This is a genomic window from Streptomyces sp. NBC_01622 (genome assembly GCF_045209635.1).
Lineage (GTDB): Bacteria > Actinomycetota > Actinomycetes > Streptomycetales > Streptomycetaceae > Streptomyces.
The window spans coordinates 9,536,532-9,547,560 of sequence record NZ_CP109293.1 but is presented as its reverse complement, the minus strand read 5'-3'; the positions used below and the strand labels follow the sequence as shown (position 1 = coordinate 9,547,560).

Annotated in this window: 15 protein-coding genes; 11 read left to right on the top strand and 4 right to left on the bottom strand. The window is 68.9% G+C overall.

The annotated features are described in order from the left end of the window. Nucleotides 1–23: 23 nt before the first annotated feature. The 7 genes from OH768_RS44300 (at nucleotide 24) to OH768_RS44270 (ending at nucleotide 2,780) form a co-directional block, all read left to right on the top strand. A complete protein-coding gene (locus tag OH768_RS44300; RefSeq protein ID WP_406462329.1) occupies nucleotides 24–416 on the top strand; it encodes a hypothetical protein in 393 nt (130 codons plus the stop codon). Nucleotides 417–543: 127 nt separating this feature from the next. Beyond that, nucleotides 544–858 carry a hypothetical protein gene (locus OH768_RS44295; protein ID WP_406462327.1) on the top strand — a complete coding sequence of 105 codons (315 nt, stop codon included), beginning with the start codon at nucleotides 544–546 and terminating at the stop codon, nucleotides 856–858. Then, a complete protein-coding gene (locus OH768_RS44290; RefSeq protein WP_406462325.1) occupies nucleotides 855–1,220 on the top strand; it encodes a hypothetical protein in 366 nt (121 codons plus the stop codon). The genes OH768_RS44295 and OH768_RS44290 overlap by 4 nt, the downstream gene beginning before the upstream one ends. Next, entirely contained in the window at nucleotides 1,217–1,429 is a 213-nt protein-coding gene (locus OH768_RS44285) for a hypothetical protein (RefSeq protein ID WP_406462323.1), read from the top strand. The genes OH768_RS44290 and OH768_RS44285 overlap by 4 nt, the downstream gene beginning before the upstream one ends. A 15-nt stretch (nucleotides 1,430–1,444) precedes the next feature. Continuing rightward, nucleotides 1,445–1,966 carry a hypothetical protein gene (locus OH768_RS44280; RefSeq protein WP_406462322.1) on the top strand — a complete coding sequence of 174 codons (522 nt, stop codon included), beginning with the start codon at nucleotides 1,445–1,447 and terminating at the stop codon, nucleotides 1,964–1,966. 59 nt (nucleotides 1,967–2,025) lie between these two features. Next, complete coding sequence (locus OH768_RS44275) at nucleotides 2,026–2,346, top strand: hypothetical protein (protein ID WP_406462321.1); 321 nt, start codon at nucleotides 2,026–2,028, stop codon at nucleotides 2,344–2,346. Nucleotides 2,347–2,405: 59 nt separating this feature from the next. Beyond that, nucleotides 2,406–2,780, top strand: a complete 375-nt coding sequence (locus OH768_RS44270; protein ID WP_406462320.1) for a hypothetical protein — start codon at nucleotides 2,406–2,408, stop codon at nucleotides 2,778–2,780. Between the two features lie 200 nt (nucleotides 2,781–2,980). On the opposite strand, the gene OH768_RS44265 is transcribed toward OH768_RS44270, so the two are convergent. Together OH768_RS44265 and OH768_RS44260 are read right to left on the bottom strand one after the other, a co-directional pair. Further along, nucleotides 2,981–3,526, bottom strand: a complete 546-nt coding sequence (locus tag OH768_RS44265; protein ID WP_406462319.1) for a DUF4429 domain-containing protein — start codon at nucleotides 3,524–3,526, stop codon at nucleotides 2,981–2,983. Beyond that, nucleotides 3,519–4,535, bottom strand: coding sequence for a tyrosine-type recombinase/integrase (locus tag OH768_RS44260; protein ID WP_406462318.1), 1,017 nt, complete (start codon nucleotides 4,533–4,535; stop codon nucleotides 3,519–3,521). Before OH768_RS44260 ends, OH768_RS44265 begins: the two co-directional genes overlap by 8 nt. A gap of 120 nt (nucleotides 4,536–4,655) precedes the next feature. On the opposite strand from OH768_RS44260, the gene OH768_RS44255 reads away from it, so the two are divergent. Continuing rightward, nucleotides 4,656–5,303: a hypothetical protein gene (locus OH768_RS44255; protein WP_406462317.1), complete on the top strand. Its 648-nt coding sequence runs from the start codon at nucleotides 4,656–4,658 to the stop codon at nucleotides 5,301–5,303. On the opposite strand, the gene OH768_RS44250 is transcribed toward OH768_RS44255, so the two are convergent. Continuing rightward, on the bottom strand, nucleotides 5,300–5,596 hold the full coding sequence (locus OH768_RS44250) for a helix-turn-helix domain-containing protein (RefSeq protein WP_406462316.1): 297 nt from the start codon (nucleotides 5,594–5,596) through the stop codon (nucleotides 5,300–5,302). The two genes, OH768_RS44255 and OH768_RS44250, sit on opposite strands and share 4 nt — an antisense overlap. Continuing rightward, on the bottom strand, nucleotides 5,593–5,877 hold the full coding sequence (locus OH768_RS44245) for a multiprotein-bridging factor 1 family protein (protein ID WP_406462315.1): 285 nt from the start codon (nucleotides 5,875–5,877) through the stop codon (nucleotides 5,593–5,595). Before OH768_RS44245 ends, OH768_RS44250 begins: the two co-directional genes overlap by 4 nt. 234 nt (nucleotides 5,878–6,111) lie before the next feature. On the opposite strand from OH768_RS44245, the gene OH768_RS44240 reads away from it, so the two are divergent. From OH768_RS44240 to OH768_RS44230, 3 genes are all read left to right on the top strand, one after another. After that, entirely contained in the window at nucleotides 6,112–6,339 is a 228-nt protein-coding gene (locus OH768_RS44240) for a helix-turn-helix transcriptional regulator (protein ID WP_406462314.1), read from the top strand. Nucleotides 6,340–6,410: 71 nt separating this feature from the next. Continuing rightward, nucleotides 6,411–10,697, top strand: coding sequence for a hypothetical protein (locus OH768_RS44235; RefSeq protein WP_406462312.1), 4,287 nt, complete (start codon nucleotides 6,411–6,413; stop codon nucleotides 10,695–10,697). Next, a complete protein-coding gene (locus tag OH768_RS44230) occupies nucleotides 10,697–11,014 on the top strand; it encodes a hypothetical protein (RefSeq protein WP_406462310.1) in 318 nt (105 codons plus the stop codon). The genes OH768_RS44235 and OH768_RS44230 overlap by 1 nt, the downstream gene beginning before the upstream one ends. Nucleotides 11,015–11,029: the final 15 nt, after the last annotated feature.

Sequence of the window (11,029 nt, the reverse complement as noted above, 5' to 3'; positions counted from 1 at the left end):
AACGCCACCGAAGGAGAAACACCGTGACTGACCTCGACCTGAAGACGCAGGCGATCGAACCCGTCACCCAGTTCGTCCTCACCACCGTCCACGGCGACGACGACCCCCACCGCCTCCTCGCCTTCCACCGCGTCTTCGGCGCAGCCATGGAGGCATACGAGATCAGGTACCACCAGGCCCGCCACCACGAAGAGCAGCCCGAGACCACCGCCCGCGAGGAAGCTCTGTACGCCGCCATCGCCACGGCTGGCCGCTCCTACGCAGCAGCCGCCCTCAACCAGGCCGTCAACGTCCTCGGCAAGAAGCTCGACGAAGACGTCTGCCTGGCGCTCGGCGACACCGCCGCCGCCCTCGACCTCGCGGTCGTCGAAGACCTCGACGGCGCCAACGGCACTGGTGACGACGATCCGGCCTGACCCGCACGAGGACGGCCGGCCCCGCGGATATCGGGGTCGGCCACCCGACCAGACAACCACGACCCATGTAACCCCCCGAATCCCGCCGACCCATGGACAACACCCGACCGGAGAAAGTGAAACCAGGATGATCAACCGTCGCGGAGGGCCCTACCCACACCGCCGACTCAGCGCCGCCATCAAGACCAGCCAAGGCATCGCCGTCCTCGACCTCGTCAGCGCAGGCGCCACCTTCCGGCAAGCCGCAGCCGCAACCGGCCTCTCACCCACCACCGCCTGGCGGCGCGCCTGGTGGATCCGGGACTTCAACCTGCCCCGCCACTTCGGCCGCGCGCCCGGACCGGTCCCACCTCAGCGAGGCACGGCCGCCTGCCCCCGCGGCCGGCCGTACCTGCCCACGCTCGACGACCCCGCCCCCGCCCGGAAAGGAACAGCGCGATGACCGCAGCAACACCCGCCCGCCGCCGGGCCGCCGCACTCCTCGCGCTCGCCAGCGACAAGACAGTGGGCCAGGCCGCGACTGCTGCCGGCGTCACCGCGCCCACGGTCGTCCGGTGGCGTCAGGAACCTGCGTTCGCCCAAGAGTTGACCGCACTCCGCGAGGTCGTCGACCGGCGACCGTTGGACGGTGACGCGGTCATGGCGCAACTCGCCGAGGCCGAAGCCCGACTCACCCCAGCCCGGCCGGCGGCCCGCCCGCGCCCGCTGACCCTCCCGTCTGGGGCGTCGCCGCGCCGTAGGCGGCAGTTCCTGGATCAGGTCATCGAGACCGGCCTCGCCGCCGTAAAGCGAGGGCGGACATGAACGTCGACGACGTCGTACGCGAGCGGATAGAGCGGGCCCGTCTGAAGGCGGAGGCGGAGAAGCTGCGCCGCGCCGAACTCGCCGCGGCCCGACGTCGGGGCCTCGCCGCACGGCACGCGCAGAAGCTCCGTGCGCTCGCCGAACGCGGCCTCGACCTGGTCCCGCGCGACCACCTCAACAACTCCAGCCCCGCCGCATCCGGCGCCTGACACCCAGGAGAAACCATGGCCAGCACGCTCACCACGATCGGCGTCAACCGCCCCCTCAACCCGCCGCTGCGAGTCGAGCTCAACCCGGAGCACCTGCCCGTCGCCGTCCGCCAGGCTTTCGAAGCCCTCGCCCAGGCCGCCGCCGTCAAGGCCGGCGCCGACCAGGCCCTGCACACCGCGGTCCCCGCCGACAAGGTGCGCCTCCAGGGCAAGGCCGACGCGGCGCAGGCCGCCGTCGACCAGGCCCTCGCCGCCTACGGGGACGTCGGCGGTACGTCCACCACCGCCATTCACGACTCGGCCGCCAGCTCCTTCCACAAGGCTGTGGAAGCCACCGCCGCCGCCATCCGTGAGGCCCTCGACCGGCTCGCCGAGGCCGGCCAGGCCGCAGCCCTGCACGCGTCCACGAAGTCCGGACGGGCCCCCGTCCGTCTCGACACCAACGCGGCTTCCGAGGCGCCCATCCGGGGGCAGCTCGCCATGCTCCGCGGCTACCTCCGCGACACGCTCGCCGGACTTCCCGAAGACATCAACTAGCGGCCCCTGGTCGGGCTGTTACGGCGGCCCGGCCCTTGCAGCGATCAGAGGAGAACGACATGTCCGACTGGGTGGACCTTGCGGTGGACGGCATGCGCACGCGGCAGGCCGAGCGAGCCAAGGCGGCAGAGGCCAAAGCCGCAGAGCTCGATGCGGAAGCGGCCAAGGAGCAGACGCCGGAGGAGAAGGCGGAGGCCACGCGGAAGGCGCGTACCGAGGCGGAGCAGGAGCGCGCGGAGAAGATCGCGGCCCGCGTGCAGCAGGGCGTACGGCTGCGTGCAGCGGCCCGCCGGCCGATGACCGAGTGGGAGCGACAGGTGGCGGGCCAAGCCCTCGGCGAAGCCTGGGACAGCTGGGACGGACCCCCGCCTGCCGCGTGACCACTGGGGGTGGGCAACAACAGCGCCCACCCCTTCAACCCCCATGAAGTGAGGAACACATGACCGAGATCATCGATCCCATGCAGCCCGTACCGTCGTCTGCGGTCCGGCACGTCCAGCGGCTCCAGGAGCGCGACGCCGAGCTTGCCGCCGGTAGGGAGTCCACGGAGCCGGACAGCCGGCCCACCCACGAGCGACTCGCCGAGCATGCAATCGCCGGTGCACGGGCGGACCAGACGCTTCGCGAGGCGGCGCTCAAGCGTGAGCGGCTGGCGCGCGGTCAGTGGGCGCCGGGCGACGACGAGACCACCGACGAGGAGGGCGACGAGGAGACCGCGGAGACCGAGGAGGCCGAGCCCGAAGGGGTGCACGACCCGATGGACTCGCCGGAACGCCGGTCGGCCCAAGTTGCCTGGAGGAACGCGACCCGCTGAATTCACCCGCTGCGGAATTGCGCCCGGTCGCCGCGATGGTGGCCGGGCGCAGTCGCGTCCGGGTACGCGTCAGTCCCGACCCCTGGAGTCCTTTCGGGATCCCGGAAAAACGCTGGTCAGAAGGCTGGACGTGTGAGACACACGTCCAGCTTCCCGAGGATGACCGGGCGCGGCGCTGCCCGGAGAAGTCAGCCGGCCGACTACGGCGCGAGCAGCCGCGCCTTCTGCTGCGCGAACTCCGCATCCGTGAGGAGCCCCTGCTGATGCAGCTGCGCGAGCTTGGTCAGCTCGTCGGCAACCGACGGAGCCACCGCGGCAGCCGGGGCCTGCGGCTGGCGCTGCGCCGCAATCGCCGCGTCGATCGCCCCCCGGAGCTTCTCGAACTCCGCCTGCTGCTTCCTCGTGAAGACGACAGAGTTCTCGTCCTGCACCGCGCTCGACGTCTGGCTGCCGAAAGCGCTACGGCGCTCGGTGCCGCCCGGCACGGTGAACTGGATGAAGCCGTTCACCATCAGGCCGGCAGGCTTCCACTGCATGGCGCTGATCTGGGAGACGTGCAGCCGTTTCTCACCCTTTCCGACAGTGAGCCGCGCCCCGATTCCCTTGCGGGTGATGGTGACGAACTGGCCGTCGAACTGGATCTCTCCGGTATGGCCTTTGACTTCGATCATGTTGAGCCCCCCTTGCTGGTGTGGGGCATCGTGCCATGGGGTGAAGCCGTGGCGGGCGGAGATGGAGCTACGCATCCTCGCCCTCCTCGCGGTGCTCCAGCCGCTCCGCCATGGCCGCCGCCACCGCGTACGCCGGATGCCCGTCCAGCCGCTTCCTGGCCCGGTTGTAGCGCTGCGTCGTACGCGGGTCCTTGTGTCCGGCAGCGTCCTGCACCACATGCAGCGGCACGCCCTGATCGAGGGCGTCCGTGATGAACCCGTGCCGCAGCACGTGCGGGTGGATGCTGTCGGCCTGAGGCAGGCCGGCCCGCTTTGCCAGGCGCCGCAGCAGCTTCCACACCTCCGGCTCCCGCAGCCGCGCCCCGGTCCGGGTGACGAACAGCGGCCCGTCCGTACGGCCGTCGAGGTACGTCTCGATCGCGTCCACGGTGATGGGCGGCAGCGGCAGCTTCGCCGTGGCCCCGCCCTTCTTCACGATCGTCAGCGTGCGGTGCCCGCGGTCGTAGCCGAGCGAGGACACATCGGCGGCGAGGGCGCCGTCGACCCGCAGGCCGAGCGTGTAGAGCAGGATCACCAGCGCGTACGCCCTGGGGGAGTTGGCCCGTGCGGCGGCGATGAGCCGGGCCGTCTCCTGCTCGGTCAGACCCTCGGTGCCGGAGTGGTCGGGGTCGACGGCCGGCCGGTCGACGTGCAGCAGCGGGTTGCGGTCGGTGGCCTCGACGCTGATCGCGTACCGGTAGAACGAGCTGGCCGTCGACAGGGCGTGCGCGACGGTCGATGTGGGCGAGCCCGCCTGTTCCATGCTGCGCATCCACGCGTCGGCGTGTGGCCGGCGTGCCTGCATGGGGTGGATGTCGACGGAGCGGCAGAACGCTTCCCATCGCCGGAAGCCGCGGGCGTACGAACGGCGGGTGTGGGCCGAGCGCTTGGACATGAGCCACATGGAGACGAGCCGGGGGAGGTCGTCGTCGTAGTGCGCTTCGAGTTCGCAGCGGACCTTGGCGGCATCGGGGAGTTCGACTGTCAGCTCGGCCGAGGGGAGCGCAACTTCCGCGCCGGGAACGGGTTCTGACGCAGCATCCATAGAGGGAAGGATAACAGTAATTATCCTTCCCTCTGAATGCTGCCCTAGGGAAGCGGGTTGCGGGGTATTCTGAACCCCTTGGCGCGGCATGGATCCGACACTTCTCTCGAAGGATTCGCCATGCCCCAGCGCGTCGCTATCGCCGACTCTGCGCACCGCGCCCACCTTGTGGGTAACCCGAACTCGCAACTGTGGTTGACGGCCGTCCATGAGGCTGGACACGCCGTTGTCTGCCTCGCCGTAGGCGGCGCCTTCCGTAGTGCCACTCTCCGTAAGTCGGAATACGGCACAGTTGCGGGCCACGTTCGCGTGACGAGGTGCCCTTCTCCCCGACTCGAAGCAATCGTGACGTTGGCTGGATTCGCGGCAGAGTCCATCGCGGATACGTGCGGGATCGAGGAGTTGGAACAGGCCAGAGAGGAGATACCGGAAGGCATGATCGCTCTGCCTCGGAGCTACCGGCGGGCGAAGGGTGACTTCGATGATGTGCGCGAACTCGCCAAGGAGCACGGCCTTGCCCCTCACGACGTGCTCGACTCGGCCGCCGTCGCAGCCCACGTGCTGTACCCGCTGATCGAGGTGGCAGCCGCCGCCCTCATGGAGCCCAAACCCCTTCGCGCCTTGAGTGAACTGGAGATCGAGGCCGCGGTGGGTATCCGTCCCGCGCCGTGGTTCCTCGCCGCTGAGCGGCTGCTCGATGTGGAAACGCCCACTGGTGCAACGCCTGACGAGTGGCTGGTCAGGTATGTGAAGGGCCGCCTCGGCTAGCTGACGGCGGCCCGGCGGCGGGCAGGATGGTCTGCTCCTGCGTCCGTGACGGCCGCGGTGAGCAGTTGCCCACGCTGCGCCTCGTCAAGGCTGAGGGCGTCGGCAATGCGGCTGGCCACAGTGGCGGACGGAGAGCGTGTCCCGGCCTCCAGGTTCGCCAGATAGCCGGAGGACACCCCAGCCTCCCGCGCGGCCTCCCGCAGTCCGAGCCCTGCCCGCTCCCGTGCGGAGCGCAGCAGCGGGCCCAGCCCTTCCGGCGGCGTACGGCGCTCCCGCACAACTGCGCCCGTCACCGCGTCGCCTGCCGGGCACTCAGCTGCACGTCGTCGACGGCGACCGACCGCAGGATCGCATCGGTCCACGGGTCGAGATTGAGCACCTCCGAGACGCGACCGGCCATGGTGGTCGACGGCGGCCGTGCGCCCGCTTCCAGGTCCCTGACCCAGGCATGCGAGCGGTCGACGGCTCGCGCGAGTGCACGACAGGAAAGACCGGCGTCGATGCGGGCGTTCCGGAGCATGATCCCAAGTCCTACCGGGAAGGCCGCCCAGCGCGGCGATGGAGTGGATGCCATGCCCCACAGCATCCATGCGGCGATGAATCGAAGGCAAGAGATGCCTACAGGGTTCGATTCGCAGGACGCCTGAGCTAGACTCAAGTAGTCCGCGGACACCGTGATGGGGCCGCAGAGCGCCCGTGATGGGCACCAGGGCAGTCGAGCAGGGCTCACCGGCACGGAGCAGGTCGCTCACAGATCGCCCAGGTCGGGGCACGCCCCCCTTTCTCACGCCGCTCTTGTGGAGCCCCCATGGCCACCCGTGCCTTCAACGGTGCCGCGCTGCGCGATCAACGCCGCCTCGCCGGACTCACCGCCGCCCAACTCGCCACCGCTGTCGGACGGACCGAGCACACGGTTTGGGCGTACGAGACCGGCCGCGTACGGCCCTCAGTCGACGTAGCCGCCGGCCTGGCCGATGCCCTCGACCTCCGCCTCGACCAACTCCTCACGCACACCGCAGAGTTGGCGGTTGCCTGATGGCCGGAAGTTTTAGGATCGCAGAGGGCTATGTCGAAGTAACCGCAGATGAGAGCGCCTACGACCGGGCGATGGACCGCCTCAAGTCGAAGCGCAATGAGGTCGGTGTCCGACTCGGCCTCGACGACAAAGACGCAAAGGCCAGCCTCGACCGGTTCCTCCGCGACCGCTCGCTGCGCGTCAAGGTCAACCTCGACGGCACCGCGTTCAGCGCCCTCAACCTGCGCGACCGCAGCCTCAACATCCTCGCGGAACTGAACGAGGCCGCCCGCCTCAGGGCCGAGGAACAGCTCGCCACCCTCACGCGCGACCGCACGGTCCGGATCATCGCGGACCTCGACACCCGTGCAGCCGCCGACGACCTGGCGATCCTCACCCGGGCCCGTACGGCGCGCATCACTGCGGATGCCGACACCCGCTCGGCGGCCGACGACCTCGCCCTGCTGACGCGCTCCCGCACCGTCAACGTCCGCGTCGACGTCGACCGGTCCGCTCTCGGCATCCTCGCCGGCCTCGGCGGCTCGGCCGGTGGCGTCGGCGCGCTGTCTTCCCGCTTCGTTGGCCTCGCAGCGGCTGCCCTTTCGGCGCTGCCGACGATCGCGTCGCTGGGTGCCTCGCTCATCCAACTCGGCCCCGCCGCCGCCATCGCTGCGCCCGCCGTGCTGTCGCTGGGAAGCGCGTTCGCCGCCATCAAGCTCGGCACGTCAGGGATCGGGGCCGCTTTCAAGCAGGCCTTCGCGCCGGCCACTTCCTCCGGGAACGCGGCTGCCGCTGCGACCCGTCGCGTCGAGGACGCACAGCGGTCGCTGGCGAAAGCCCAGCAGGGCGTGAAGGACGCCGAGGTGCGGGCCGCGGAAGCTCGCGTGCAGGCCGCCCGGCAGATCGAGGACGCGCAGCGCTCGCTGAAGTCCACCGTCTCCGATGTCGCCGACGCAAACCGGCGTGCCGCCGAGTCCGTGGCCGGCGCCGAGCGGGACTTGGCGGATGCGCAGAAGGCGGCGCGACAGGCGCAGCTCGATCTCACGCAGGCGCGTAAGGATGCCGCGCAAGAGCTGGAGGACTTGAACAACCGGCTCGCGGACGCCCAGCTCGACCAGCGGCAAAAGGTCCTGGACCTGTCGGACGCCGAGAAGCAGCTTGCGACGGACAAGGCCGCGGGGTCGAAGGTGTCCGCGGAGCAGTTGGCGAAGGATCAGCTGGCCTACGACAGGGCCGTGCAGGCGCTCGAAGAGCAGCAGACCGAGACGAAGCGCCTCCAGGACCAGGCGGATGCCGCGAACAAGGCCGGGGTTGAGGGCTCGGCGACGGTCACGAAGGCGAAGAAGGGTGTCGCGGATGCCACGCAGACCGTCACGGACAAGACGCAAGCGTTGAAGGACGCCGAGATCGAACAGTCCCGCACTGCGGTGGACGGCGCCCAGAAGGTCGCCAAGGCCGAACGGGACGTTGCCGACGCGCGGGCCGCAGCAGCGAAGGCCGCGGTCGACGGCGCCCGGAGTATCGCCGACGCGCAGCAGCAGGTAGCCGACGCGGCCCGGAACGTGGCGGACGCTCAGACCGCCGGAGCCGCCGCGACGAGCAAGGTTGCCAACGCCATGGCGAAGCTCGCCCCCTCCGCGCGGGAGTTCGTCAAGGCCGTCGTCGCGCAGGCCGGCGCCTGGCGGGCCCTGAAGCTGGACATTCAGGAGCGGCTCTTCAAGGGCCTCGGGGACACGTTCACGACGATGGCACGGGCGACCCTGCCGTCCGTCCATGACGGCCTGGTGGGTACTGCCGGGATCCTCAACACCACCGCGAAGAACGCCGCCGGCGCGGTGACGGAGCTCGGCAAGACGGGCATGCTCCGCAAGCTGTTCGACGGCCTCAACAACGGCATGCGCCCACTCACGCGGATCCCCGGCCAGTTCATCACGGGGCTTACGCAGATATCCGTCGCAGCCTCGCCCGCGTTCAAGCGGCTGTCTGACGGTGCGGCCGGCGCTTCCGACCGGATCGCGAAGAAGATCAGCGACGCGTTCAAGTCCGGGGCGATGGAGAGGGCCATCAACCACGCCATCGACCTGGCGAAACAGTTCGGGAAGCTGGTCGGGGACGTCTTCGGGACGCTCGGAAACGTCATGGACGCAGCGCAGCTTGGGGGCGCCAACGCGCTCACGACGCTCGGCGATGCGTTCAAGGAACTGCGCCGCGTCACGGGCCTGCCGGACATGCAGAAAGCCCTCGGCTCGATCTTCGGTTCCCTGCACAAGATTGCGTCGGTGCTCATCGACGTCGTGGGCGTCGCGCTGGAGAACCTGGTGCCGATCGCGGCCCCGTTCGTCTCGATGATCGCGGGCATCGCGGAGAAAGCAGCGGGCCCTCTCACGTCGTTCTTCCAGTTCCTCGGCGACCATCAGACGCTGGTCGGATCGATCGCGGCCGGGATCCTCGCCATCGTCACGGCGATGAAGCTGTGGGAGCTGGCCACGATCGCGGTCACCACGGTGCAGGCCATCCTGACCACGGTCATGGACGCCAACCCGATCGGCCTGGTCGTCCTCGCTGTGGCCGGCCTGGCGGCTGGTCTCGCCTACGCGTGGCAGCACTCTCAGACGTTCCGAGACGTGGTCATCGGCGTCTGGGACGCAGTCAAGGCGGCCTTCGCGGCGACCTGGGATTGGATCAATACCTACATCGTCCAGCCGTTCAAGGATTTGTACGACATTCTCGTCGGCCACAGCATCATCCCCGATCTGGTGAATGCAATCACCGGTTGGTTCACGTCGCTGTGGACGAAGACGAAGCAGATCTTCAACGAGCTGAAGACGTGGGTCGTCGCCCTCTGGCGTGCACTGTGGGGTGATCTCAAAACGAAGTGGGACACCTTCTACAGCGGGCTGAAGAATGCACTGACCGGCGCATGGGCGTGGGTGAAAAACAGCTTCAGCAGCCTGAAGACATCCATTTCCAACACTTGGTCGACGCTGTGGACGGGCGCGAAAAACGCTGTGACATCAGTGTTCTCCACGATCAACTCGAAGATCAGCGGGTTCGCATCCGGCATGAGGAACGCGTTCACCAACCTGAAGAACGCGCTCGGCACCATCTGGGACGGCGTCAAATCGAAGATCGCCGCACCGATCAAGTTCGTCGTGGGCACCGTCTACAACAACGGCATCCGCAAAATGTGGAACTCGATCGCGGGCAAGGTCAGCTCAAAGATCACACTGCCCGCGATCAGTCTCGGCTTCAACCGCGGCGGCGTCGTCCCCGGCACCGGCAACTCCGACACCGTGCCCGCCATGCTCACCCCCGGCGAGCGCATCCTCTCCAAGCCCGAAGTCGCCAAGCTCGGCGGCCACAAGGGCGTCGACGCCATCCTCGGCCAAGACAAGCCCACCAAGACCGGCGGCAACCCCAGCAGGCAGGAAGAGAAGCGCCGCTACCAGGGCGGCACCCAGCACTTCGCGGGCGGCGGCATCGTCGGCAACGTCACCTCCGCCATCGGCGGCGCCATCAGCTCCGCCACCTCCTGGGCCAAAGACATCGTCATCGGCGGACTGAAGAGCGCAGCCCAGAAGGCCCTGTCCGCGCTCGTACGGCCACTCATCAGCCGCATCCCCGGCGGCAACGCAGGCATCGGCGGCCTGATGAAGGACACCGCGAACAAGGCCGTCGACGGGATGCTCGGCTGGTTCGGCAATGAGGACAAGAAGGCGGTTGGTGGCCCGGCCGTACAGAAGGCCCTGTCGTGGGTGAAGACCCAGAACGGCCTGCCGTATCAGTGGGCCGGCAACGGCAACCCCAGCTGGGACTGCTCCGGTCTGATGAGCGCGATCGAGTCCGTCATCCGCGGGGAGAAGCCGCACCGCCGGTGGGCGACGGGCAGCTTCGTCGGGAACAACGGCCCTGCGGGCTGGGTCCGCAACCTGAACTCCCCGTTCATGATCGGCGTCACCAACGCAGGCGTCGGCCACACTGCGGGAACACTCGCCGGCATGAACGTCGAATCGTCCGGTGGCGCCGGAGTCCACATGGGCAAGTCCGCCCGCGGCTACAACAACAGCCTGTTCACCAGCCACTGGGGATTCGCGCCCGCCGCGAAGTACGACTCCGGCGGGCTACTCCAGCCCGGCGCCACCATGGCGATCAATAACACCCGGAAGCCCGAAGCCGTCCTCACTGCCGATGAGCATGAGGCGTTCCGCAGCATCGTCACCGGGCTGAGCACGTCGGGCGTTGGCGGCACCACGGTTCAGGTGTCCGTCGAGGTCAAGTCGATGACGATGCCCACCCCTGCCGAGGCCAAGCGGTTCGCTGAGGCGATCGCCGTCCCGGTAAAGGAAGCCATCCGCAGGAATGACAGGAGCCACCTCTGATGGGCATGACTGGCGAGATGCAGGTTCCCGTCCTGGTCAAGGACAAGCAGGTCGTGGAGTGCCCGGTGTGTGGCCAGTTCGACGATCTCACGTTGGTGATGCACAGCGACGACTTCTCCGAGGACCCATCGACGATGCTCTGCGACGACCGGCACGAGTGGCTGGAACCTCGGGTGCCGCGCCGGCTCGGTGCCGAGCTGATCGCGGCCAAGCTGCGGAACAGTCCGGAGATGGTCGTCGGCGAGGACGGTGAGCCAGTCAGCGTGGAGCTGCCACGTCGGGAGCGGCGGCGTACACGACGGCGGCCACGGCGATAGCAGCCAGGCATGAAG

Excerpts from the sequence above, each read along its gene's own strand:
- OH768_RS44260 (WP_406462318.1), bottom strand. The coding sequence starts at position 4,535 with ATGGATGCTGCGTCAGAACCCGTTCCCGGCGCGGAAGTTGCGCTCCCC.
- OH768_RS44255 (WP_406462317.1), top strand. The coding sequence starts at position 4,656 with ATGCCCCAGCGCGTCGCTATCGCCGACTCTGCGCACCGCGCCCACCTT.
- OH768_RS44285 (WP_406462323.1), top strand. The coding sequence starts at position 1,217 with ATGAACGTCGACGACGTCGTACGCGAGCGGATAGAGCGGGCCCGTCTG.
- OH768_RS44245 (WP_406462315.1), bottom strand. The coding sequence starts at position 5,877 with ATGGCATCCACTCCATCGCCGCGCTGGGCGGCCTTCCCGGTAGGACTT.
- OH768_RS44265 (WP_406462319.1), bottom strand. The coding sequence starts at position 3,526 with ATGCGTAGCTCCATCTCCGCCCGCCACGGCTTCACCCCATGGCACGAT.
- OH768_RS44280 (WP_406462322.1), top strand. The coding sequence starts at position 1,445 with ATGGCCAGCACGCTCACCACGATCGGCGTCAACCGCCCCCTCAACCCG.
- OH768_RS44295 (WP_406462327.1), top strand. The coding sequence starts at position 544 with ATGATCAACCGTCGCGGAGGGCCCTACCCACACCGCCGACTCAGCGCC.
- OH768_RS44275 (WP_406462321.1), top strand. The coding sequence starts at position 2,026 with ATGTCCGACTGGGTGGACCTTGCGGTGGACGGCATGCGCACGCGGCAG.
- OH768_RS44230 (WP_406462310.1), top strand. The coding sequence starts at position 10,697 with ATGGGCATGACTGGCGAGATGCAGGTTCCCGTCCTGGTCAAGGACAAG.
- OH768_RS44270 (WP_406462320.1), top strand. The coding sequence starts at position 2,406 with ATGACCGAGATCATCGATCCCATGCAGCCCGTACCGTCGTCTGCGGTC.
- OH768_RS44235 (WP_406462312.1), top strand. The coding sequence starts at position 6,411 with ATGGACCGCCTCAAGTCGAAGCGCAATGAGGTCGGTGTCCGACTCGGC.
- OH768_RS44290 (WP_406462325.1), top strand. The coding sequence starts at position 855 with ATGACCGCAGCAACACCCGCCCGCCGCCGGGCCGCCGCACTCCTCGCG.
- OH768_RS44240 (WP_406462314.1), top strand. The coding sequence starts at position 6,112 with ATGGCCACCCGTGCCTTCAACGGTGCCGCGCTGCGCGATCAACGCCGC.